This is a genomic window from Pseudovibrio sp. Ad26 (genome assembly GCF_001623285.1).
Taxonomy (GTDB): domain Bacteria; phylum Pseudomonadota; class Alphaproteobacteria; order Rhizobiales; family Stappiaceae; genus Pseudovibrio; species Pseudovibrio ascidiaceicola.
Genome location: NZ_LMCE01000157.1, coordinates 211,290 through 234,929 on the forward strand (window position 1 = coordinate 211,290; position 23,640 = coordinate 234,929).

The window sequence follows — 23,640 nt, forward strand, 5'->3', positions numbered from 1 at the left end:
ATTCCACCTATCTACATTCTAGGAGCTCGGGAGTCGGTAGCCCCTTCCCGCACGCTCTGCGGGTCAAATAACAAATCTCTTTAAAGTAGAAGCGGCAACCAGATCAGGCAGCCGCCATCCGCATGTCACGCTCTCGCTGAATAATTTCGGAAGCGAGTCGTAAATAAGCCTGCGAACCGGAACACTTCAAATCATAAAGCAAAGCAGGCTTGCCATAAGATGGAGCCTCGGAAACACGTACGTTCCGTGGAATCACAGTCTCATAGACTGCATCACCCATCGTCTCACGCACATCCTGTACAACCTGACTGGAGAGATTGTTACGGCTGTCATACATGGTCAACACAATGCCATGGATGCTCAGCTCTGAATTGAGAGACTGCTTCACCTGCTCAACGGTGCTAAGCAGCTGGCTTAGACCTTCCAGAGCAAAAAACTCGCACTGCAACGGTACAAGAATGCTATGAGATGCCGATAAGGCATTGATAGTCAAGAGGTTTAACGACGGCGGACAGTCCACTAGAATATATGAATACCCTTGTGCCCTACCCATCTCAGCTGCCTGCGCCATACCTGAAATTGCATTCCGTAATCGGAACGTCCGGTCAGGTGCAGAAGAAATCTCCAACTCAACACCCAGCAAATCCATCGTTGATGGAGCAATCCATAAACGCGGAACAGCAGTTTCCAGAACAGTTTGCTCTAGCGTCGAATCTCCGCTCAAAACATCATAGGTAGAATATTCACGATCGACGCGATCAATCCCTAACCCCGTCGACGCATTGCCTTGCGGATCCAGGTCAATAATCAGGACGCGTTCGCCAATTGCGGCAAGCGCTGTGCCAAGATTAATGGCTGTTGTCGTCTTGCCTACGCCACCCTTCTGGTTGGCGATAGTCAATACACGTGGAGATTGCGGCAGTAAGCTCATCCGACAGCACCCTAGTTAGCGGTTTTCGGGTCAATTTTAGATAGAACCAAAACGCGACTTAGCGGATCTACTAGACTTACTTTTTCTACCAGATCAATTGACCAATCGGCAGATGCTTCTTCAATTTCGCGGCGAAAATCTTGACCTTTGTGGAAAACAGCAGTCGCGCCACGCTGTACAAATTGCGAAGAAAACCCGCAGAGAACCTGTAAAGAAGCTAGTGCACGCGCCGAAACGCCCTCAATCGGAGCCTGCCAGTCTTTCGTAACGGCTTCGATTCTACCCGCATGAACTTTGACGTTACAGCCAGTCTCGCGTGCCACAGTTCGAAGGAAAGCTGCTTTGCGCTGGTTGCTTTCAACCATATGCACAATGCCCTCTTCCCCTTCCTGCCTCAGCAACATCGCAGTCACCAATCCAGGGAAACCTGCACCGCTTCCGAAATCAATCCAGGAATGTGCATCCGGCAAACTACGCTGAATCTGAATAGAATCGGCCACATGCCGCATCCAGATATCATTCATCGTAGATGGTGCAATCAGATTCTGTGCAGGTTGCCACTTGAGAACGAGGTCCACGTAGATACTTAGACGCTCAAACGTTTCACGTGAAACATCCTCATACATACGCATGACAGGTGTAATCTGGCTGTAATCAGCCCTTTTTTCGAATGACATACTAAACAGCACCAGCAATGTTTTTGCCTGAGCGGCGAATATACGCAAGCAGCAAAGTCAGCGCCGCTGGGGTAATCCCATCCATGCGCGATGCTTGCCCGATGGTTGAAGGGCGCAAAGCTTCAAGCTTCTGACGCACCTCGTTGGAAAGTCCGGTCAGTGAGGTATAGTCAATCCGCTCAGGAATAACCAAGTCCTCATCCCGTTTCAAAGCAGCGATATCAGCGGCCTGACGTTCCAGATAGACGGCATACATCGCATCTATAGAAACTTGTTCGGCACATTTGATATCGACATCTTTCATCTCATCAAAGATCTCAATGAGGTCTTCAAGAGTGATATTTGGATAGGCCAACAAATCAAAGACAGAGCGCTTCACACCATCTTGATTGATCGGCAAGCCATGCTTACGCCCCTCGTTGGGTGTAATTTTGACGGACTGCATCAAATCCTTGGTTTTCCGCAGTTTTTCCATCTTCGTTTCGAAAGCGACTCGACGCGTATCACCAATACATCCCCACTCAAGACCAAGTGGTGTGAGGCGCTGGTCCGCATTGTCTGCACGTAGTGTGAGACGATACTCAGCGCGGGATGTGAACATGCGATACGGCTCAGAAACGCCCCGTGTGATGAGATCATCCACCATCACGCCAATGTACCCGTCAGCACGTCCGACCGTCACTGCAGCGCCGTCTTGAGACGTTCTGGCAGCATTCAAGCCTGCCAACAGACCTTGAGCACCAGCCTCTTCATAACCGGTCGTACCGTTGATCTGACCCGCGAGGTAAAGGCCCTTCTGCTTCTTCACCTCAAGCGTGTTTGTCAGTTCAGTCGGGTCGATGTGATCGTACTCAATCGCATAAGCCGGTTTGAAGTACTCAACCTTCTCCAAACCAGGAATGGTGCGCAGAAACTGGATCTGAACATCCTCAGGCAGCGAGGTCGAAATGCCATTCGGATAGACCGTCGGGTCATCCAGTCCTTCTGGCTCAAGGAAGATCTGATGACCATCACGATCACCAAAGCGAACGATCTTATCTTCAATAGACGGACAATACCGAGGACCCCTGCCCTGGATTTCGCCAGAATACATCGCTGAACGTTTGATGTTGTCGCGAATAATCTGATGCGTCTCTGGTGTCGTGCGTGTGATGTAACACGGCACCTGACGGATCTGAATCTCATCTGTCAGGGTAGAGAATGGAACAGGCTCTTCATCACCTGGCTGCTGCTGAAGGATATCCCAATTGATCGTGCGACCATCCAGACGAGCTGGAGTGCCTGTCTTCAAACGACCAAGGCGCAGCCCAATCTCTTCCAGAGACACAGACAAACCAAGCGCCGGTGCTTCTCCATCACGACCCGCAGGAATCTGCTTATCGCCAATATGGATCAGACCGCGTAGGAACGTACCGGTCGTGATAACAACAGCCTTTGCCGAAACCCGACGACCATCCCCAAGCACAACGCCTTTAAGGATATCTCCTTCACGGATCAGCGTGTCAGCTTCGCCTTCAACCACATCAAGATTATCAATCGCTTTGATCTCAGCCTGCATCGCTTCACGATAAAGCTTGCGGTCAGCCTGAGAGCGCGGCCCTTGCACAGCTGGCCCTTTGCGGCGATTGAGCATACGGAACTGAATACCGGAAGCATCCGCCACCCGGCCCATCAATCCATCCAGCGCATCGATCTCCCGAACCAGATGCCCCTTCCCCAAACCACCAATAGCTGGGTTACATGACATCACACCAATGGTGTCAAAGCGATGAGTTATAAGCGCTGTATGGGCACCCATGCGCGCAGCTGCGGCCGCGGCTTCACAGCCTGCATGGCCGCCGCCAATCACGACAACGTCAAACTCAAGATCAAAATTATCAGACATTTCGGTCCTGCATTTCGCCCATCTAAAAACAGAGAAAGGACAAGCCAAACTCTCTGCGAGCCTCTGGACCATATGAAGGCCGCAGATAAAACTTGGGGGAACTAGAAGGGCAACTACCTATTTTCTTGAAGACTTGATACAACAGGTCACGCGCTGGGTCAAAGAAAACAGCGCAGTGAGTCGCCAATGCCGCAGCATTAGTTATCCACGAGACTCACCAGTTTTTCCCCACTGACTCACGATTCCCAAAAAATGTTTCACGTGAAACATGGCACTTCTACATCTTTTATTTACCAACGCAGAAGTCGCGGAAGATGACATCGAGCAAATCTTCAACATCGATTCGACCTGTGATACGCCCCAGTTGATCAGCTGCTCGTCTCAAATCCTCACCTCTCAATTCAATCGGAAAGCCCTCCGCTTGAATACCGTGGTTCAGATCTTCCACACATTGGGTCAGATGAGAACGATGACGTTCACGAGTGATAAGTGGGTTTTCTATCAATCCGATATTTCGTTCCGCAAACGACTCGAGGCTTGATAGCAGCGTGTTCATACCGCCCTCTTCACGAACGGAGACATTGATCTCTTCTGTCGTTTCGAAGGAGTTATGATCAGCATAAGAACCCAGATCACTCTTGGTATTGAGACGCCAGATCTCTGCACCATTCTTCAGCAAGCTCTCCGGCAACTCCTCAGCAGTCACATTCGGCGCATGTGTCCAGAGAATGAGATCCGCTTTTTCAGCATGAACAAGAGCACGGCGAATGCCCTCTTTCTCGATCATGCCAGCACTCTCACGAATGCCCGCTGTGTCAATCAGCGTGACTGGATAACCGCCAAGGTCCAGATGCACCTCGAGCACATCGCGGGTCGTTCCAGCTTCCGGCGTCACGATCGCCACATCACGCTGAGCCAGTTTATTCATCAAGCTGGACTTACCCGCATTCGGTGGACCAAGCAGAACAACCTGCAGGCCAGAGCGCAGACGCTCCCCTCTCCGTGCATCAGAAAGGTGGGCGACAATCTGGTCCCGAAGCTTCGCCAGCTCCACCCATATTTCATCGGCCACAGAATCTGGAATGTCGTCTTCATCGGAGAAGTCGAGCTCAGCCTCAATCATCGCACGGCTGCGGATCAGTGTTTCGCGCCACTGCGAATAGAGGTCACCAAGCGCCCCATCCATCTGACGCTGAGCCTGCCGACGCTGCGCATCGGTCTCTGCATCAATCAGATCAGCAAGACCCTCAACCTCAGTCAGGTCGAGTTTGTTATTGTGAAATGCCCGGCGCGTGAACTCGCCCTGCTCTGCTGGTCGTGTCTTTTCAAAGGTAGAAAGTGCACGCAGCACCGAAGCAACAACAGCTCGCCCGCCATGGCAATGTAGCTCGACTGTGTCTTCGCCAGTGAAACTTCCAGGGCCTTCGAACCACAAAATCAGCGCGTGATCCAGAACAGAACCATCTACAGGGTCCCATAATTTCTTAAGGCATGATTCACGTGAAACGGGGAATTTACCCTTAATCAGCTTTCTCAGGATTGGCCCGGACTGTGGACCTGATAAACGGATAACAGCAACGCCTGAAGGAAGTGCGCCGCTAGAAACTGCGTAGATGGTTTCCTGTTGTGTATTCATTCCACGTCCGGTTCTTTAACTGTATGATCTCGTATGAACTGCGTTAAACCTAGCCTTTACGCCAAGCAATACCTTGAACTCAGGATCACCTCTTTATGAGCAGAAATCGCTTAACGAACGCTTCAAGCCCTTACCTTCTTCAACACCAAAATAACCCTGTCCACTGGTGGGAATGGAGCAAGGAAGCACTGGAAGAAGCGCAAAAAACAAACAAGCCAATTCTGCTGTCTGTTGGCTACTCCGCCTGCCATTGGTGCCATGTCATGGCCCATGAAAGTTTTGAGGATGAAGCAACAGCCGCTCTCATGAATGAGCATTTCGTCAACATCAAGGTAGATCGCGAAGAGCGTCCTGACATTGACCAGATCTATATGCAGGCACTCCATATGCTTGGTCAACAGGGTGGTTGGCCGCTGACCATGTTCCTCACGCCAGAGGGTGATCCATTCTGGGGTGGTACTTATTTCCCGAATGAAACACGACACGGCTCTCCTGCCTTCAAGGATATTCTGACCGCAATTTCACAAAGCTTCATTGCTGATCGCGACACCATTGAAGAGAACCGGCAAGCCATCAGCCAGGCTCTCAACAAGCCGCCATCAGAGGCCTCCCCTCTTTCTGGCTTCCTGATCACCGCTGCCGGCAAGCAACTCTTCAACATGCAGGATGAGGAAGAAGGCGGCATGAAGGGTGCACCAAAGTTCCCTCAGGCCTCCGTTCAGGAGCTTATTTTCAGAACCGCCAAGGCGCAAAAAAACACCTTCATGCGTGAGCAGTTTTTGAAAACCACGCGAGCAATTTCACAAGGTGGTATCTACGATCATGTGGGAGGTGGCCTGGCTCGTTACGCAGTCGACTCTATTTGGCTGGTCCCTCATTTCGAAAAGATGCTCTACGACAACGCACAGTTTATCGAACACCTGTGCTGGGCCTATCAGGAAACGGGTGATGAACTGTTTCACATCCGAATCCAGGAAGTCGTTGATTGGGTTGAGCGCGACATGAAGCTTCCTGAAGGTGGCTTTGCATCTTCCATGGATGCAGACAGTGAAGGTGTCGAAGGCAAGTTCTATGTCTGGACCTATGATGAATTGAAGAGCCTCATCCCAACAGAACACTTCGAGCTGTTCTCTAATGTCTACGACGTCACCCCGGATGGAAACTGGGAAGGCAACATCATCCTCAACCGACGCCACTCCCCTACTCTTCTGGAAGCTGCTGAAGAAGAAGCTCTGGCAACCTGCAAAACAATCCTGCTGGATCACAGAAGCAAACGCATTCCACCTCACAAAGACGACAAGGTGCTGGCCGACTGGAACAGCATGCTCATCTGTGCGCTGGTGAAAGCAAGTGCCCTTACCTCACGTGAAACTATGCGCACTTCCGCTAAGGCTGCTTTCGCCTTCATCACAGAGCATATGTTTGTTGACGGAAAGCTCAGTCATTCCTGGCGCCAGGGCCAACGACTGGAAGTAGGTTTTGCCGCTGACTATGCATGGGCTGCAAGAGCAGCTCTCGCCTTGTACAGATCGGAACCGAATCCATCCGAAAAGCAGAACTACCTGCAACAGGCAGAAGAGTTCCTGAATATTCTGAAAGAGCGCTTCACCCATTCCAACGGTGCGTTCTACATGACAGATAAGGACGCCGACGATCTCATCCTCCGCCCCTACCACGCCTATGATGAAGCAACACCAAACTACAACGCCGTAGCCGCTCTCGCCTTCTCAGAACATTGGATCCTGACAGGTGACACATCTTCTCGTGATGTCGCCGATGGAACCTTGAATGCATTTGCAGCCGATGTTCCAAACAACATCTTCGGCACAGCATCGCTGCTTACAGCACTTGATGCACGTACCCGATTCAAGAAAGCGCTTGTGGTTCTGGGAACTGGTTCGGATGCGAATCCAATAATGCAGGCTCTACATTCTCAAGCTGATCCTGCCCTCTATGTAGATGTTATTCCTGCTGGTGTGGCTAAGCCGGTGGAGTTGGAAAACTCATCCTGGAACACGGATGAAACCACTGTCTTCCTCTGCTCCGAAAAAGGATGCTCTCTGCCAGCGACAACACCTGAACAGGTGAAAGAGCAGATCTGATCTGCAAATAAATTAAACGCTGACTCACAGTTTCACGTGGGTCAGCGCTCATAAATATACTTTTGAAAACATGGGTGATTCACGTGAAACATCACATAATTCACAGATCACCCATACACGAGTATTCAATTACGTTCAGCTCTTAGATACGCTTTCAAAACGATCCTTCGTCAATCGGTAAAGCACATGACGCACCAACGGGTGGTCATCCTCCAACATTTGATGATTGAAATCATCAGCTGGGTTCCTCGTCATCCCCAGCCGTTGCATCAGCTTTTGCGAACGCAAGTTTGTCTCCGTCGTGAAGCTGACGATCTCATCAACCTCAAGAGTTTCGAAACCGAATCCAAGCCAGATACGAGCTGCTTCCTGCGCTATCCCCTTCCCCCATGCATCTGGGATAAACCGCCAACCAATCTCCACACACGGATCAAACGGAAGTGGTTTTGGATAGGTCGGAATGTTCAAACCACAAAAACCCAGAAACCTACCAGAAGCCCGATCCTCAACAACAGGACATGCAAAACCCAGATCAGTCTGCTTAGCCATCATACGCTCAAGCATATGGCCACTCTCATCGCGAGACATCACATCTGGGAAAAACTCCATGACGCGCGGATCTGAGTTCATCGCATCCATACCGTCCAGATCACGCTCTTCCCACTTCCGCAACACGAGACGCTCGGTCTCAATACGTGGGCACTTATCAATTAATGTCTCAACCATTTTTCCGTTCCAAATATTTCTCTTTAGAAAGGCGGTACAAAACATGCCGCCTCAATGGATGCCCCTCTTCAATCAAAGGGTGATCAAAGTCTGCCGAAGCATCCCTCACCATTCCCAGCCTCTGCATAACTTTCTCAGAACGCTGATTGATAGCAGAAGTGAAACTTACAATCTCGTCCAAACGAAGAGTTTCGAATCCGAATCTAAGCCAGATACGCGAGGCTTCCTGAGCAATCCCCCTCCCCCATGCACCGGGTATAAAACGCCATCCGATCTCCACACACGGGTCGAAGGGCAGCGGTTCTGGATAGGTCGGCACACCAAGCCCACAAAGCCCTAAGAACCTCCCTGACGCCCGTTCCTCAACAACTGGCGTACCAAACCCATACTTCACCTGCTTTGCCATGAGCCGCTCAAACATCCGCTCACTGTTCTGCCGGGACATCACCGCCGGAAAGAACTCCATCACCAGCGGATCTGCGTTCATCTGAACAAGTCCCTCCAGATCCCGCTCTTCCCACTTCCGCAACACCAAGCGTTCAGTCTCAATACGTGGACATTTGTCGATGACATCTTCAATCATAGCCCTGCCCCAAATACCGTTGTCGTGTCATCTTGTAGAGCACTTGCCGTTTGAGCCGATGGCTATCCTCAAGCATAGGGTGCTCAAACTCTTCAACGCAAACCATACCCAGACGCTGCATCAATTTCTCTGAGCGAGAATTCTGCACGGGCGTAAAGCTGACGATCTCATTGAGTTGTAGAGTTTCGAGTCCGAATCTAAGCCACATTTGTGCAGCTTCCGTGGCAATTCCTTTTCCCCACTCACAGTGTAAGAGCCGCCAGCCGATCTCAACACAGGGCCCAAATGAAAGATGCTGCTGCTGCGCATCCATATAACGCGCCAACATCTTCTCACTCTCAGCACGTGACAACACCGATGGATAAAATTCCATCACCTGCTGATCAACATTCATCTCAGCAAGCCCATCCAGATCCCGCTCTTCCCATTTCCGCAGAACCAATCGTTCTGTCTCAATGCGTAGACACCGATCAATCTCAGTCACTGGCTTGCTCATGGAACTTATCTGCAGAGAGCCTATACAAAACATGCCGGCATAAGGGGTGATCTTGATCTACGTTTGGAAAATCGAAATCCTCAGCAGGATCATGTGTCATGCCAAGCTTCTCCATCACTCTCCGGGACTTGTGATTTTGCACGACCGTGATGGCAACAATTTCGTCCAGTTGAAGTGTTTCGAATCCGAATCTAAGCCAGAACTTAGCCGCTTCGACAGCAATCCCCTTTCCCCATGTCTCTGGGGTAAGCCGCCAACCGATTTCAACGCACGGCTCACATGGCAACGGCCCGCTGTAACCAGGAACGTTGAGACCACAAAATCCAAGAAAAACACCAGTCTCTTTGTCTTCCACCACAGGAAAACAAAAGCCGTGCTTTTCCTCCTGTCTCATCATGATCTCAAGAAACTGCCTTGATTCATCTGGCGTATTCAGAGAGCGAAAAAACTCCATCACTCTCGGATCACCATTCATGCGAATGACACCATCCAGATCCCGCTCCTCCCACCTACGAAGAACAAGCCTCTCGGTTTCAACACGCGGGCATTTATCCAGTAGCACCTCTTCCATATTCCCCTCCCCTCATTTCGTAATCGAATCCAACTATTAAAAGCGCCAAAATTGGCTTAAAAAATAAAAAAGCCCCGCTCACCGAATTGGCGAGCAGGGCCGAAAAATTCGGTAGGCAGTAAACCTAGGTATTCATAGAGTCGAAGAAGTCATCATTGGACTTGGTCTGACGCAGCTTGTCGAGCAGGAACTCAACAGCATCAACAGTACCCATCTGGCTGAGAATACGGCGCAGAACGAAAGTCTTCTTGAGCTTATCAGCAGGAACAAGAAGCTCTTCCTTACGAGTGCCAGAGCGTTGAATATCAACTGCTGGGAAGACGCGCTTATCAGAGATCTTACGATCAAGGATGATTTCGGAGTTACCCGTACCCTTGAATTCTTCGAAGATAACTTCATCCATACGGCTGCCGGTATCGATCAGCGCCGTTGCGATGATGGTCAAAGAACCACCCTCTTCAATGTTACGAGCAGCACCGAAGAAGCGCTTAGGGCGCTGCAGGGCGTTCGCATCAACACCACCTGTCAGAACCTTACCAGAGGAAGGAACAACAGTGTTGTAGGCACGACCAAGGCGAGTAATGGAATCCAGAAGGATAACAACGTCACGACCATGTTCGGTCAAACGCTTTGCCTTCTCAATAACCATCTCAGCAACCTGAACGTGGCGAGTAGCTGGCTCATCAAAGGTTGAAGAAACAACCTCACCATCAACTGTACGTTGCATGTCCGTTACTTCTTCCGGACGTTCATCGATCAACAGAACGATGAGGTAACATTCAGGATGATTGGTGGTAATAGATTTCGCAATATTCTGAAGGAATACCGTTTTACCTGTCCGAGGAGGCGCAGTGATCAAAGCACGCTGGCCTTTGCCGAGCGGAGCTACAAGATCAATAATGCGAGAAGAAATATCCTTGGAGGTAGAATTCTCGATTTCAAGATTGAAGCGCTCATCTGGATAAAGCGGAGTCAGGTTATCAAAGTGAACCTTGTGTCTCGCCTTTTCAGGGTCTTCAAAGTTGATTTTGTTGACTTTCAGAAGGGCGAAATAACGCTCACCTTCTTTAGGACTACGGATCTGACCTTCAACAGTATCACCGGTGCGCAGAGAAAAGCGACGGATCTGTGAAGGTGAAACGTAAATATCGTCTGGGCCTGGCAAGTAGTTCGCATCAGGAGAGCGGAGGAATCCAAATCCATCTTGGAGGACCTCTACGACACCTTCGCCGATGATCTCAATATCTTGCTCTGCAAGTCTCTTCAAAATCGCAAACATAAGTTCCTGTTTGCGCATGGTGCTTGCATTTTCAACTTCATGTTCCTCAGCAAAAGCGAGGAGTTCAGTTGCGCTCTTAGTTTTCAGGTCTCTGAGTTTCATTTCCCGCATCAATAGGGATCGTCTTTACTATGGGTTCTGGACTTGACTTAGCTTTAGAAGGATCAAGAACTTTCGAACACAAAACGTTAGGGGGGAATAGTAGCTCATCTAGATACGAAATTTATCGACCTTTGAAAATCGCTAGGAGATCAGCGATCGCATAAGCTACATCGTGAAGTTGCGGGGACAATAACTAATCGAATTGAATTCGGCAAGTGCTTATTGCCCACTAATTCTCCTAATTTTCCAATATTAAAATTCGAATGTTCGGATCACCTAGGGTTTAAAGATCACTAGGAACACAATTGCAACCATTAATAGTGTCGGTAGTTCATTAATAATTCTAAAGTAGCGCTCACTATTCTTATTTTGATCCTGCGCAAACTTGGTGACATGACCTGAAAGCATCACGTGATATATCGTCATCAGTATAACCAGTGAAAACTTCAGCATAAACCAAAGATCAAAATAAGCATCAAGCAGATAAACCAGCCACAAGCCAAAAATCCAGGTGGCCATCATGGATGGAGCCATAATCGCTTTAAGCAATCGGCGCTCCATGATCTTGAAGGTTTCGCTTTTGTCAGAACCGATTTCAGCGTTCGTATGATAAACGAAAAGGCGCGGCAAGTAGAACAATCCCGCCATCCAGGCAATCACAGAGATTATGTGGAGGGACTTCGCCCAGGAATATGCATCATCCATGATCCGCGCCTTATCTAATTCGCAGTGTCTGCTTACAGGCCTTTAACCCGCTTCACCATCTCAGCAACATGTTCTGGCGGAGTTTGCGGAACAACGCCATGACCAAGGTTAAAGATGTGCGGACCATTACCCAAAACTTCGAGAGCGTGATCTATTCCAGTTTCCAGCGCACGTCCACCAGCAACAAGGCGCATTGGATCCATATTGCCCTGTACAGGAACAATTTTCTGAATTTCCTGCGCCACTTCTGCCGGAACAGTCCAGTCCAGACCAACTGCATCAACACCAGTGGCTTCAACATAGCGCTTCAAGCGAGCAGCTGATGCTTTCGGGAAACCGATGATCTTTGCGTTTGGACGCTGAGCTTTCACACCATCAACGATCTTGCGGGTCGGACCAACGGACCACTGCTCAAAACCGATGTCATCGAGAACACCTGCCCAGGTGTCAAAGATCTGCAGTGCATCTGCACCACCATCAAACTGAGCCACCAGGTACGTGATTGAAGCTTCAACCAGCTGATCAATGAAAGCAGTCAGAAGCTCAGGATCCTGATAGGAGCCGATACGAGCGGCAAACTGGTCCTGGGTGGTATGACCAGCCACAGAATAGCAAGCGACCGTCCACGGGGCTCCGCAGAAGCCCAGAAGGGTGGTTTCAGTCGGCAACTCCGCTCTCAAACGCTCGACTGTGGCGATAACAGGAGCCAAGTGCTCCATCGTCCTAGCTTGATCAAGCTTATCAACGAGTTCTGTCGAAAGTGGTTCAAGAACTGGTCCTCGACCCTCCTCAAAATTTACAGGGTAGCCAAGCGCATCTGGAACAACGAAGATGTCAGAAAATAGGATGGCAGCATCAAAGCCATACCGGCGAATGGGTTGGAGAGTAACTTCTGTCGCAAGATCAGTATTGTAGCAGAAGTCGAGAAAATTCGGTGCTTGAGCTCGTACAGCTCTGTACTCAGGCAAATACCGTCCTGCCTGGCGCATCATCCAGATTGGTGGGCGCTCTAGTTTCTCGCCTGCCAAAACGCGCATTACCGCTCTTTCATGAGATTCCATAAATCGCCTCTTTTTCCCAAGCCTGCTTAAAAAGAATCTTCTTATTTGGAAGTTTCTATTTCTATTAGTGAGTGAATAGCAGGGATCAATTTAATTCCACAATTCCTAACTGAGAAAACCCTAATAGGAAAAGTCACAGATCAAAAACAAGCAAGACTCTCAACAGGAGTCGAAAACAAATTGTTTTTTCTAAAGATTCAATAGGTTACAATCTGGAAAATAACCACAGATCACAGTTTATCCCGTATGCTGTGCTGTGAATCTTTTGCGTGGGCAATGTGAAATCCCGTTTATCCAAGTCGTTTCGAAATCAGTATTCTCAAAATATGGAATTGTTGACGGATTAGGGTCAGCGGGCATTAATTTGAAAGCACAGTGAGATTTGGCTAGTTTTTCCAAGTCTCTTAGGAATGTTGAGGATGATACCTTGGGTAACCACTCTAACTACTTCCATTTACACATGGTTTCGGACTCAACAGGCGAAACTTTGATGACAATTGTGCGTGCTGCGACCGCGCAATATGAGAATATTCAGCCCATCGAGCATGTTTACCCGCTGATCCGGCATGACAAGCAGTTGAGTAGAGTCCTGGAAGAGATTGAATCTGCACCAGGAATTGTTCTCTACACCCTTGTGGAACAATCCTATGCCCGCCGTCTGGAGCGTAAATGTCAGGATTTGGGTCTTCCATGCGTTAATGTTCTCAAGCCCGTTTATCAGGTCTTCCATAGCTATCTGAACGTCACAGAAACGTGGCGTGTGGGCGGACAGCACGTGATGGATGAGGAATACTTCCAGCGCATGGAAGCGATGAACTACACCATGCTGCATGATGATGGCCAAATCGCTGGAGCTTTGGACGAAGCAGACGTTATTCTCGTCGGCATTAGCCGAACCTCTAAGACGCCAACCTCTATCTATCTGGCAAATAGAGGTATTAAGGCGGCTAACATCCCGCTCATTCCCAATATGCGCCCTCCCCGTCAGCTCCTGAAAGCCAAAAGACCTCTCGTGGTTGGTCTGATGGCCACGGCCGAACGTATTCGGGATATCCGCCAGAACCGCATTTTGTCGCTGGATGCCAAAACAGACAACGACACCTACGTTGATCGCAAATCAATTGCTCAGGAGATTGCGATGTCGAAACGGTTGTGTGCTGAAAATGGTTGGCCGCTCATCGATGTAACGCGTCGCTCTATCGAAGAAACAGCAGCCGAGATCATGGATTTGCTCCGAAAACATAAAAATGAGCAAAAAGAGACAGAAGAATATTGAGAAGCATCGCGCTTTATCCCAATAAACAGCACAAGAAATCCTCAGATTGAGAAAGCAGAGTATGACTCGACTGATTTTAGCGAGCGGAAGTAAAATTCGCGCGACTCTCTTAGAAAATGCAGGCTTAATTTTTGATCGTATTCCAGCAAATGTTGATGAGCGACAGATAGAAGAGCCATTGCTTTCCACTGGTGTGGATCCAGAAGTGATTGCAGCAAAATTATCCGTTGCGAAAGCGAAAGAAGTTTCCGCCCGAAATCATGGTGCTTATGTCGTTGGCGCTGATCAGATCCTGGCATTCGAAGGAAAGCGTCTCGTTAAGCCAGAAGATCTGAACGCAGCCCGCAAGCAACTCATGAGCTTTTCCGGCAAAAGCCACGCGCTTCATTCTGCAGCATGTGTTGTTAAAGATGGTGAAGTTGTCTGGGAAGGTATTTCGACGGCAATTCTGAATGTGCGTGAGTTATCTGAAGATTTTCTGGATTGGTACATTGAGCGAACCGGATCCGAAATTCTCTCCAGCGTTGGTGCGTATCAGTTGGAAGCTGAAGGCGTGCAGCTCTTTGATAAGATTGAGGGCGATTACTTCACAGTGTTGGGCCTGCCTCTCCTGAGCCTCCTCTCTTTCTTGCGCGAGATTGAGGTTTTGAAAAAATGAGGAACGCAGCTGTCACAGGACATCCTATTGGTCACTCAAAATCCCCTCTGATACATGGTTATTGGCTCAAACAGCACGGCATAGAAGGCAGCTACATCGCACAGGATGTGCCTCCTGAGACTGCCGAAAGCTTTTACAGCGCATTGGCTGAGCATGGGTTTGTTGGCTGTAACGTGACAATTCCAAACAAAGAGCATGCGTATAAATCTGCTGAGAAGTTGGATGATGCAGCCAAAATGATTGGGGCTGTAAACACGCTTTGGTTGGATGACGCAGGTGTTTTGAATGGCTCAAACACCGACGGTCTTGGCTTTCTGGGAAATCTCGACCAGATGCTGCCAAACTGGGATAACAACGGGAATAAAGCCGTTGTTCTGGGGGCTGGCGGCGCCTCCCGGGCGATTATTTGGGCGTTGCTGTCCAGAGAATACACAGAAGTGTATATCGCCAACAGAACACTAGAAAAAGCGCAGAAACTTGCAGATCATTTTGGCCCAAATACCATCGCAATTGAATGGGATAGTCTGGGGGAAAAGCTTGGAGAAGCGGATTTTCTGGTGAACACGACCTCTCTAGGTATGTCTGGACAACCAGAATTAAATATTGATCTTGATAACCTGTCGAAATCGGCAGTTGTGACGGATATAGTTTACTCTCCGTTACAAACCAAACTGCTTCGCGATGCTGCTCAGCGTGGCAATCCGACGGTTGATGGTCTGGGAATGTTACTTCACCAAGCTGTGCCGGGTTTTGAAAAATGGTTTGGAGTTCGTCCGGAAGTCACCGACGAGCTTCGTGAGATGATCCTGAGAGAAATGGGACTTACCTGAATGGTTATTCTCGGTCTGACTGGCTCGATTGGAATGGGGAAATCAACCACCTCAAAGCTTTTTGCAGAGGCTGGAGCCGCTGTTTATGACGCAGATGCTGCTGTCCATGCGCTTTACACCGGCAAAGCTGTTGAACCTGTTGGCAGCGCCTTTCCCGGTACTGCTAAAGATGGACGGATTGACCGCGAAGCCCTCGGTAAAATCGTCCTTCACGACAAAGCAAAGATGATGCTTCTGGAAAGCCTCATCCACCCGCTCGTTCAGGAAGTTGAAACTGAGTTTCTGCACCAAGCAAAACTAGACCGTCGTAAGGTCGTTGTTCTCGATGTCCCTCTCCTCTTCGAGGTCGGCAAACACAAGGCCGTTGATGCGGTCGTCGTGGTTTCTGCACCATATGATGTGCAGCGTCAGCGTGTTCTTGAAAGACCAGGCATGACAGAAGAGAAATTTGAGGCTATCTACGCAAAACAGTTAAACGACGCAGAAAAACGCAAAAAAGCGCATTTTATTGTCGACACTGGCCGAGGCGTTGAGCCGGCCCGTCGTGCAGTGGGTGCCATTATGCGCGCTGTGTCTTCTATCGCTTCTAGAACGGTGTAATTATGCGCGAAATCTCCTTCGATACTGAAACCACAGGCCTGAATCCGCTTGATGGGGATAGGCTGGTTGAAATCGGCGGAGTGGAACTCATAAATTTCATTCCAACGGGCCGTACCTGCCATCTCTACGTCAACCCGCAACGGGACATGCCAGAAGAAGCCTTCCGCATTCATGGCCTCTCTGCTGAGTTCCTTTCAGACAAACCGCTGTTTGTCGATGTAGCTGACGAATTTCTTGATTTTGTTGGAGATTCTCGTCTGGTCATTCACAACGCTCCGTTCGATATGGGCTTCATCAACATGGAGCTTGGGCGTTGTAATAAACCAAAAATCCCAAATACGCAGGTGCTGGATACTCTAAAGCTCGCCCGCAGAAAGTTCCCGACCGGATCAGTATCGCTGGATGCTTTGTGTTCGCGCTACAGCGTGGATAACACAAAGCGCGTATACCACGGCGCGCTGCTCGATGCGGAACTGCTGGCTGAAGTTTATCTGGAGATGAACGGCGGTAAGCAGAAAAATCTTGGTCTGGTGCCAGACGATGAAGCGATCGATCTGGATAAACTCAATGATGAGCCCAAAAAGCGCGTCGCAGCCAAGCAACGCCCAAAGCCTCTCTCCCCTTCCCTGTCAGAGGAAGAAATTGAGGCACACGCCAAATTCCTTGCTGGAATGAAATCTGACCCTGCTTGGAACAAATATCTGAAGTAGGTTCCAAATAAAAAGCGCTCCAGATTTCTGAAGCGCTTCAAACTGTTATCAGAGCATGGATGGCAAAACGCGATCTGGTGGACGATGCCCGTCCATAAAGGCTTTGATATTGATGATGACCTTTTCGCCCATATCAATACGCCCTTCGATTGTTGCCGAACCCATGTGAGGCAACACAACCACCTTGTCGGATGCCACAAGTTTCGGGTTGATCGCAGGCTCGTGCTCAAACACGTCCAGCGCCGCTCCTGCAAGTTCACCTGACTCAATCTGACGGATCAGCGCGTTTTCATCCACGATCTCACCTCGAGCGGTGTTCACGATATACGCATCAGGCTTCATCAGCTTCAATCGGCGTGCGGAAAGCAAGTGGTAGGTACCTGGCGTATGCGGACAATGGATGGAGACGACATCCATGCGTGCAAGCATCTGATCCAGGCTCTCCCAGAAAGTAGCTTCCAGCTGCTCTTCAAGCTCCAGGGGCTCGCGAATTCGATTGTGGTAATGGATAGACATACCAAACGCTTTTGCGCGTCTGGCGACCGCCTGACCGATCCTGCCCATGCCGATGATACCGAGACGTTTGCCCCAGATACGGCGACCAAGCATCCAGGTTGGAGACCAGCCGTCCCATTCCTTGTTCTCAATCTTCTTCATGCCTTCAGAAAGACGACGCGGAACGGCAAGAATAAGCGCCATGGTCATGTCTGCGGTGTCTTCGGTCATCACACCAGCAGTATTGGTAACTGCAATACCGCGATTGTTGGCAGAGATTACGTCGATATTGTCGACGCCGTTACCAAAGTTGGCAATCATTTTCAGATTAGGGCCAGCCTGAGCCAAAACCGAAGCGTCAATGCGGTCTGTAACAGTGGGGACAAGAACATCAGCAATTTTGACGGCTTCCACAAGTTCTGCCTGTGTGAACGGCTTATCTTGCTCATTCAACCGTGTGTCGAAAAGCTCGCGCATGCGTGTTTCAACAACATCCGGCAGTTTCCGCGTCACAACCACAATAGGCTTCTTTTTTGGCATCGTCCCCGCCTTCTGTCAAAAATTCGAAGTTTTTTAACCCTGCCCTAATCACCATATGAGTCAATGACTCAAAGGTCTTACAGGCTGTCAAAGTTTCATTACCAAATGTTCCGGTGAAAACAAGACTTGTCAAACACGTCTACATCTAATAGCAGCCACTATCGGAAATCGCGAGATCTAAGGTATGATACTTGTGTCTCGATTTTAGTGAAAATTACGGATTAGCCTACGGGAAGTTTTGGTATCACTATGAAAAATAAAAGCTTTCGTACTCTTAGTGCCCTTGCAGCTACTTTTCTATTATTCCTTTTTGTTTCCCCATTCGTAATCACCGCTCAGGCCCAGTCTGCAGGTTCTGGTGTATCTGGTCTTCCAGTTCCGCGTTTTGTCAGTCTTAAATCTGATAGAGTGAACGTTCGCAAAGGCCCAAGCAGAAACCACGACATTGGTTGGACTTTCGTTCGCAGCAGGCTGCCGGTTGAAGTCATTCAGGAGTATGACGACTGGCGCCGCATTCGCGATTGGGAAGGCAAAGACGGCTGGGTTTTCAAAACCTTGCTGACTGGCTACCGCTCTGCACTGGTAACGCCTTGGCTGGAAAACACCGTTGAAACCACCCCTCTCCGTAAGCGGCCTGGCCCGAATGAAGAGATCATCTCGTTTCTTGAGCCTTTGGTTCTTGCTGGTGTTGTCGAATGCACGGATGGTTACTGCCGCGTTTCTGGCAAAGATTTTGAAGGCTGGATTGATCAGAGCAGATTGTTTGGTGTTTATAAAAACGAGACAATCAATAATTGATCTCAGTTCCAACAACAGTTTAACGAAAAGCCTCTGAGGAAACTTGGAGGCTTTTTGCTATTCACCTGAACAATCAAAGGAATCTAGACAGTTTCCTTTTCGCGCATCAGCTTGTCGGCAGTTTTCAACTCTTTCATGCGTGGCATGGAAACGATGTTGTAACCAGAATCCACAAAGTGAACCTCACCTGTTACTCCACCAGACAACTCTGAGAGAAGGTAGAGACCAGAACCACCAAGCTGTTCGGTTGTAACAGTCTGCTTCAGCGGAGAGTTTGCCTGCTGGAAGTTGAACATCAAACGCGCATCAGAAATACCTGCCCCAGCCAGCGTGCGAACAGGCCCTGCAGATATAGCATTCACGCGGATGCCCTGCTCGCCAAAGTCCATAGCAAGATAGCGCACAGATGCCTCCAATGCGGCCTTGGCAACGCCCATGACGTTATAGTTTGGCATCACGCTGGTCGCGCCACCATACGTCAACGTCAGAATGGAACCACCGTTCGGCATCAAGTCAGCCGCTCGCTTTGCAATCTCTGTGAAGGAGAAACAGGAGATCTGCATAGTGCGGGCAAAATTATCACGGGAAGTGTCTGCATAACGGCCACGCAGTTCAGACTTGTCTGAAAACGCGATCGCGTGCACGAGGAAATCAATGCTCCCCCATTTTTCTTGGAGCTGAGCGAAAACCTTGTCCACGCTATCAATGTCTTCCACATCACATGGAAGAAGCATATCGCATCTAACACTGTCTGCCAGTGGTTTTACGCGTCGGGCGAAGGCGTCACCTTGATAGGTAAACGCCATTTCTGCACCCTGTTCTGCAAGAGTTTTGGCTATGCTCCAGGCAATGCTGTGGTCATTGGCAACGCCCATAATCAGACCACGCTTGCCTTGCATAAGCTTGCTCATAGAAAACTCCTTTAATCAAAAGTTAAAGGAGCTGAGCAAGCTCAGAACCTCAAACTCAGTCTTTGTATCGCTTAAACACGACGGTCGCGTTGGTGCCGCCAAATCCAAAGCCGTTTGAAAGAACGCAATTCAATTCTGCATTATCTACGCGTTCTCTTACGATTGGCATATCCTCAAAATCCGGATCCAATTCTTCAATATGAGCAGAAGCCGCAATGAAGTTGCCTTCCATCATAAGCAAAGAGTAGATCGCTTCATGAACGCCGGCAGCACCCAAAGAGTGACCAGAAAGCGCTTTAGTCGCAGAAATTGGCGGAACCTTGTCACCGAACACGGCGCGGATCGCTTCAATCTCTTTGATGTCACCAACAGGTGTAGAGGTTGCATGTGGATTGATGTAGTCAATGTCACAATCAACGTCTTTAAGCGCAATCTTCATGCAGCGAGCAGCGCCTTCACCACTTGGTGCAACCATGTCGTGACCATCAGAAGTCTGACCGTAACCCACGATTTCCGCATAGATTTTTGCACCGCGTGCTTTTGCATGCTCAAGTTCTTCAAGAACCAGCACACCGCCACCACCAGCAATAACAAAGCCATCACGGTTCTTGTCATATGGACGGGAAGCCGTAGACGGAGTGTCGTTGTACTTGGATGACATTGCGCCCATAGCATCAAACAGGTTGGAGAGTGTCCAGTCCAGTTCTTCGCCACCGCCAGCAAATACCACGTCTTGTTTACCCCATTGGATCAGCTCATAGGCATTACCAATACAGATATTGGTTGTCGCACAAGCTGCGGAAATGGAGTAGTTGACGCCGTGAATTTTAAATGGCGTTGCAAGCGTAGCAGAGTTCGTAGAGCTCATTGCCTTCGGAACAGCGGTCGGCCCGATACGGCGTGGGCCTTTTTCACGGGTGATATCCGCAGCTTCAACGATCGCTTTGGTGGACGGGCCACCAGAACCCATGATCAGGCCAGTGCGGTCATTGGTAACCAGATCTTCGGAAAGACCAGCATCTTCGATGGCCTGCTCCATGGCAATGTAGTTCCATGCAGCGCCTTCACCCATAAAGCGAGAGGTACGACGGCCAAGTTTTTCCAATGGATCCAAGGTAGGTGCGCCATGAACCTGACAACGGAAGCCGAGCTTCTCGTAGTCTTCAGCTGCAACAATACCGGACTTACCTTCGTAAAGGCTTGCTTTCACTTCTTCAGCATTGTTGCCAAGAGGAGAAACAATACCCATACCAGTAACAACCACACGCCTCATCTAAGGTCTCCCGTGGGTTAAGCGGTCCAATCGGACCCAATTCCAAAAAAGGGTTCGTCATTCCACATGACAAACCCTCGCATAATTTGATTACTTATTTTGCTTCGTCTTGAAACAGACCAACACGTAGGTCTTTCGCAACAAAAATAGTCTCGCCGTCAGCTTTTACCCAGCCATCAGCAATTGCCAGTTTCAGGCGGGAGCGCATAACGCGCTTCATATCAACACCGAATTCCAGCATTTTTACGTCAGGAGTAACCTGACCTGTGAATTTAACTTCACCGGTAGAAAGTGCACGACCACGACCTGGCTCGCCGAGCCAGCCAAGATAGAAGCCAGTCATCTGCCACAGAGCGTCCAAACCAAGACAGCCAGGCATAACAGGATCGCCCTGGAAGTGACATTCGAAGAACCAGAGATCTGGATTAATGTCGAATTCAGAACGAATTACGCCTTTGCCGTACTCGCCGCCTTCCTCAGAAATTTCGGTGACGCGATCAAACATCAGCATAGGAGGAAGTGGCAGCTGTGCATTGCCTTGGCCAAACAGCTCACCGCGACCACAGGCCAGCAGAGCTTCTTTATCGTAGCTTGAACGCTTCTCGTGCATTCTATTCCCGCATAATTTGTCGTTTGTTTGAGGCCAGAAAAACGTAGGGTTCACCTTACCTAAACGTAACGATGGTTCTAAGTATTAACTGTTCGGGCCTTCCTAGCACACGAGCCCGAATATCGAAAGAGCGATGTATGTGAGTTTGCGTGTGCTCAATGTACGCAGTTGTGTTAAACTTATACTATTCTTATTATTGTTATAAGCAGTCCGATTAATCCTGCTTGGTTTTAGCTTGATGTATCAAGGGTTATGCTCCCTTATATTGAGAGTGCTTGGGTGCAGGTCAATAGGTTGCTTTTAATCTAATGCTGGTAGAATTGGTGCGTAGGTGTTAAAACATCAGCACCCTAAAGAACTAAAGTAGGAAAAAATGAGCTCGCAGATTGCTAACGAACATCAAGATGTAACAGGGATGCTAAGAGACGCAGGTCTGCGCCCTACACGTCAGCGCGTGGCACTGGCTGAGCTTCTTTATTCTCAGGGTAATCGCCACATCTCGGCGGAAGTCCTTCACGAAGAAGCTATCCTAGCGAATGTGCCCGTCTCTCTGGCGACAGTTTACAACACACTTCATCAGTTCACTGAGGTTGGTTTGCTGCGTGAAGTTGCTGTTGAAGGAACAAAGACTTACTTCGACACCAACACTTCTGAGCATCACCATTTCTTCCTGGAAGATGAGAACCGTGTAATCGATATTCCAGACAGTGGCCTGACACTAGACAACTTGCCAGTCCCACCTGAAGGAATGGAAATTTCCCGCGTGGAAGTGGTTGTTCGTCTCCGTAAAAAGCAGATGCATTAAGAGCCTCTGCTTTTACTTAGGCAACTTCCTTCAAGATTTTCTCTTTGCTTTTGCAAAGATCATAGATGATGCAGCGATCGCACGCCGGCTTGCGCGCCTTACAGATGTAACGGCCATGTAGGATCAGCCAGTGGTGTGCGTGCTGCATAAAGTCTTGCGGAATTATCTTTTCCAGTTTCAACTCTACATCCAGCGGTGTTTTGCCGGGGGCAAGCCCTAACCTGTTTGCAATCCTGAAGAGATGCGTGTCTACCGCAATCGTAGGCTGCCCAAAAGCAATATTCAGCACCACATTAGCTGTTTTACGGCCAACACCCGGCAAAGCTTCCAGCTCCTCACGGGTTTGCGGAACCTGCCCACCATGATGCTCAATCAGCATTTGAGAGAGCAAAAACGTGTTCTTTGCTTTGTTTTTATAGAGCCCGATTGTGCGGATCTCTTCACGGATCTTATCTTCTCCAAGAGCAACCATTTTCTCTGGCATATCTGCAATCTGGAAGAGATGTTTTGTCGCTTTGTTCACTCCGGCATCTGTTGCTTGAGCGGAAAGCACAACAGCAACCAGCAGTGTGAACTCGTTGGAATGATTAAGTTCCCCTTCCGGTTCAGGATTGTCTTTTTCAAATGCCGCAAAGATTTCGTAGATCTCGGCTTTAGAATACCTTGATCTGGAAACTGGCTTTTTGCGTGTACTGGAAGAAGATGCAACCTTCTTTGTTTTGGTAGCGTCAACCATAGGACTCTCGAAGGAAATAAGTGACTTTGCGTAGGCTATGAAAGCTCTATACTCTTAAACGATAAAGAGTAGCAATGAAACAGAGTGCGAAATAGCACCAATGCCCCATGATCTTCAAAAGCGGGAGCCTTATCCCCCTTTCTTTCAGGCTGTTCTAACCCCGCACCGCTCACTGTCCCGCCGGGGCGTGAACATCGTTCTTTGGTGCGCTGGCTTGATTGCTGGCTTTTATTCGCTCGTGCTTGTTCTGATGGGATTATGGCCCGCACCTATCCTGCTATCATTACCTGTTCTCTTTCTCTGGCTCGCGTTCAGGCACAACTTTGCGACGGCCGAAACCTATGAGGAAATCAGCGTTTCCCCGCTTGAGGTTAGATTGAAACACGTCACGTACAAAGGCGACGTGCAGGAGTATGTGCTCAATCCGTTTCACATGAAACTCCAAATCGAACGGGATGATGATGTTGGAGTTACGCGCATTTTGGTGCGTTCTGATCAACTTTTCCTCATTGTTGGTGCGTTTTTGAACCCGGATGACCGGACAAGTTTCGCCTCTGCGTTTTCTCAGGCAATCCACTCCGCACGCAATCGTGGGTTTGATCACGCCTGAGCCTGAAATACTCTGTTCCCATGTACTCGCGTTT

The 23,640-nt window shown here is 49.2% G+C and carries 25 protein-coding genes; 9 read left to right on the forward strand and 16 right to left on the reverse strand.

The genetic code is table 11. The features are described 5' to 3' along the window. Positions 1-103: 103 nt before the first annotated feature. From PsAD26_RS27625 to mnmE, 4 genes are all read right to left on the reverse strand, one after another. Positions 104-931, reverse strand: a complete 828-nt coding sequence (locus PsAD26_RS27625; RefSeq protein ID WP_063286220.1) for a ParA family protein — start codon at positions 929-931, stop codon at positions 104-106. Between the two features lie 11 nt (positions 932-942). After that, complete coding sequence (gene rsmG, locus PsAD26_RS27630) at positions 943-1,563, reverse strand: 16S rRNA (guanine(527)-N(7))-methyltransferase RsmG (RefSeq protein WP_063300573.1); 621 nt, start codon at positions 1,561-1,563, stop codon at positions 943-945. Between the two features lie 46 nt (positions 1,564-1,609). After that, on the reverse strand, positions 1,610-3,493 hold the full coding sequence (gene mnmG, locus PsAD26_RS27635; RefSeq protein ID WP_063312960.1) for a tRNA uridine-5-carboxymethylaminomethyl(34) synthesis enzyme MnmG: 1,884 nt from the start codon (positions 3,491-3,493) through the stop codon (positions 1,610-1,612). A 286-nt stretch (positions 3,494-3,779) separates the two neighbouring features. Then, positions 3,780-5,129, reverse strand: coding sequence for a tRNA uridine-5-carboxymethylaminomethyl(34) synthesis GTPase MnmE (mnmE, locus tag PsAD26_RS27640; RefSeq protein ID WP_063312961.1), 1,350 nt, complete (start codon positions 5,127-5,129; stop codon positions 3,780-3,782). 95 nt (positions 5,130-5,224) lie between these two features. Here mnmE and PsAD26_RS27645 point away from each other — a divergent pair, with 95 nt between their 5' ends. After that, positions 5,225-7,231 (forward strand): thioredoxin domain-containing protein, encoded by a 2,007-nt coding sequence (locus tag PsAD26_RS27645; RefSeq protein WP_063312962.1) that lies wholly within the window; start codon positions 5,225-5,227, stop codon positions 7,229-7,231. A 135-nt stretch (positions 7,232-7,366) separates the two neighbouring features. Here PsAD26_RS27645 and PsAD26_RS27650 read toward each other — a convergent pair whose 3' ends face one another. The 7 genes from PsAD26_RS27650 to hemE form a co-directional block, all read right to left on the reverse strand. Next, positions 7,367-7,957, reverse strand: coding sequence for a GNAT family N-acetyltransferase (locus tag PsAD26_RS27650; RefSeq protein WP_063312963.1), 591 nt, complete (start codon positions 7,955-7,957; stop codon positions 7,367-7,369). Then, positions 7,950-8,540: a GNAT family N-acetyltransferase gene (locus PsAD26_RS27655; RefSeq protein WP_063312964.1), complete on the reverse strand. Its 591-nt coding sequence runs from the start codon at positions 8,538-8,540 to the stop codon at positions 7,950-7,952. The genes PsAD26_RS27650 and PsAD26_RS27655 overlap by 8 nt, the downstream gene beginning before the upstream one ends. Next, a complete protein-coding gene (locus PsAD26_RS27660; RefSeq protein WP_208985904.1) occupies positions 8,533-9,036 on the reverse strand; it encodes a GNAT family N-acetyltransferase in 504 nt (167 codons plus the stop codon). Before PsAD26_RS27660 ends, PsAD26_RS27655 begins: the two co-directional genes overlap by 8 nt. Then, positions 9,017-9,607, reverse strand: a complete 591-nt coding sequence (locus PsAD26_RS27665) for a GNAT family N-acetyltransferase (protein ID WP_063312965.1) — start codon at positions 9,605-9,607, stop codon at positions 9,017-9,019. Before PsAD26_RS27665 ends, PsAD26_RS27660 begins: the two co-directional genes overlap by 20 nt. Positions 9,608-9,731: 124 nt before the next feature. Next, positions 9,732-10,997 (reverse strand): transcription termination factor Rho, encoded by a 1,266-nt coding sequence (gene rho, locus PsAD26_RS27670; protein ID WP_063312966.1) that lies wholly within the window; start codon positions 10,995-10,997, stop codon positions 9,732-9,734. 267 nt (positions 10,998-11,264) lie between these two features. Beyond that, the gene (gene hemJ / locus PsAD26_RS27675) at positions 11,265-11,693 is read right to left on the reverse strand and encodes a protoporphyrinogen oxidase HemJ (RefSeq protein WP_063312967.1); all 429 of its coding nucleotides are present in this window, start codon (positions 11,691-11,693) and stop codon (positions 11,265-11,267) included. 32 nt (positions 11,694-11,725) lie between these two features. Continuing rightward, positions 11,726-12,754, reverse strand: coding sequence for a uroporphyrinogen decarboxylase (gene hemE, locus PsAD26_RS27680; RefSeq protein ID WP_057463211.1), 1,029 nt, complete (start codon positions 12,752-12,754; stop codon positions 11,726-11,728). Between the two features lie 427 nt (positions 12,755-13,181). Between hemE and PsAD26_RS27685 the strand changes: the two genes are divergently transcribed. From PsAD26_RS27685 to dnaQ, 5 genes are all read left to right on the forward strand, one after another. After that, positions 13,182-14,030: a pyruvate, water dikinase regulatory protein gene (locus PsAD26_RS27685; protein WP_082596851.1), complete on the forward strand. Its 849-nt coding sequence runs from the start codon at positions 13,182-13,184 to the stop codon at positions 14,028-14,030. A gap of 61 nt (positions 14,031-14,091) precedes the next feature. Then, positions 14,092-14,688 (forward strand): Maf family protein, encoded by a 597-nt coding sequence (locus PsAD26_RS27690; RefSeq protein WP_057463210.1) that lies wholly within the window; start codon positions 14,092-14,094, stop codon positions 14,686-14,688. Further along, the gene (locus PsAD26_RS27695) at positions 14,685-15,518 is read left to right on the forward strand and encodes a shikimate dehydrogenase (RefSeq protein WP_063312968.1); all 834 of its coding nucleotides are present in this window, start codon (positions 14,685-14,687) and stop codon (positions 15,516-15,518) included. The genes PsAD26_RS27690 and PsAD26_RS27695 overlap by 4 nt, the downstream gene beginning before the upstream one ends. Beyond that, entirely contained in the window at positions 15,519-16,118 is a 600-nt protein-coding gene (gene coaE / locus PsAD26_RS27700) for a dephospho-CoA kinase (RefSeq protein ID WP_057463208.1), read from the forward strand. Positions 16,119-16,120: 2 nt separating this feature from the next. Beyond that, the gene (gene dnaQ / locus PsAD26_RS27705; protein WP_063312969.1) at positions 16,121-16,828 is read left to right on the forward strand and encodes a DNA polymerase III subunit epsilon; all 708 of its coding nucleotides are present in this window, start codon (positions 16,121-16,123) and stop codon (positions 16,826-16,828) included. A gap of 48 nt (positions 16,829-16,876) precedes the next feature. On the opposite strand, the gene PsAD26_RS27710 is transcribed toward dnaQ, so the two are convergent. Further along, a complete protein-coding gene (locus tag PsAD26_RS27710) occupies positions 16,877-17,863 on the reverse strand; it encodes a D-glycerate dehydrogenase (RefSeq protein WP_057463206.1) in 987 nt (328 codons plus the stop codon). Between the two features lie 249 nt (positions 17,864-18,112). Here PsAD26_RS27710 and PsAD26_RS27715 point away from each other — a divergent pair, with 249 nt between their 5' ends. Continuing rightward, positions 18,113-18,661, forward strand: coding sequence for an SH3 domain-containing protein (locus tag PsAD26_RS27715; RefSeq protein ID WP_063312970.1), 549 nt, complete (start codon positions 18,113-18,115; stop codon positions 18,659-18,661). Positions 18,662-18,744: 83 nt separating this feature from the next. On the opposite strand, the gene fabI is transcribed toward PsAD26_RS27715, so the two are convergent. The 3 genes from fabI to fabA form a co-directional block, all read right to left on the reverse strand. Beyond that, positions 18,745-19,572 (reverse strand): enoyl-ACP reductase FabI, encoded by an 828-nt coding sequence (gene fabI / locus PsAD26_RS27720; RefSeq protein WP_063300549.1) that lies wholly within the window; start codon positions 19,570-19,572, stop codon positions 18,745-18,747. A gap of 55 nt (positions 19,573-19,627) precedes the next feature. Beyond that, positions 19,628-20,845: a beta-ketoacyl-ACP synthase I gene (gene fabB / locus PsAD26_RS27725; RefSeq protein WP_063286233.1), complete on the reverse strand. Its 1,218-nt coding sequence runs from the start codon at positions 20,843-20,845 to the stop codon at positions 19,628-19,630. Between the two features lie 94 nt (positions 20,846-20,939). Further along, entirely contained in the window at positions 20,940-21,455 is a 516-nt protein-coding gene (fabA, locus tag PsAD26_RS27730; RefSeq protein ID WP_057463202.1) for a 3-hydroxyacyl-[acyl-carrier-protein] dehydratase FabA, read from the reverse strand. Positions 21,456-21,828: 373 nt separating this feature from the next. Here fabA and irrA point away from each other — a divergent pair, with 373 nt between their 5' ends. Further along, positions 21,829-22,260, forward strand: a complete 432-nt coding sequence (gene irrA, locus PsAD26_RS27735; protein ID WP_057463201.1) for an iron response transcriptional regulator IrrA — start codon at positions 21,829-21,831, stop codon at positions 22,258-22,260. Between the two features lie 16 nt (positions 22,261-22,276). Here irrA and nth read toward each other — a convergent pair whose 3' ends face one another. Then, positions 22,277-22,996 carry an endonuclease III gene (gene nth / locus PsAD26_RS27740; protein ID WP_063300548.1) on the reverse strand — a complete coding sequence of 240 codons (720 nt, stop codon included), beginning with the start codon at positions 22,994-22,996 and terminating at the stop codon, positions 22,277-22,279. A gap of 100 nt (positions 22,997-23,096) precedes the next feature. Here nth and PsAD26_RS27745 point away from each other — a divergent pair, with 100 nt between their 5' ends. Continuing rightward, positions 23,097-23,606 (forward strand): DUF2244 domain-containing protein, encoded by a 510-nt coding sequence (locus PsAD26_RS27745; RefSeq protein ID WP_208985905.1) that lies wholly within the window; start codon positions 23,097-23,099, stop codon positions 23,604-23,606. Positions 23,607-23,640: the final 34 nt, after the last annotated feature.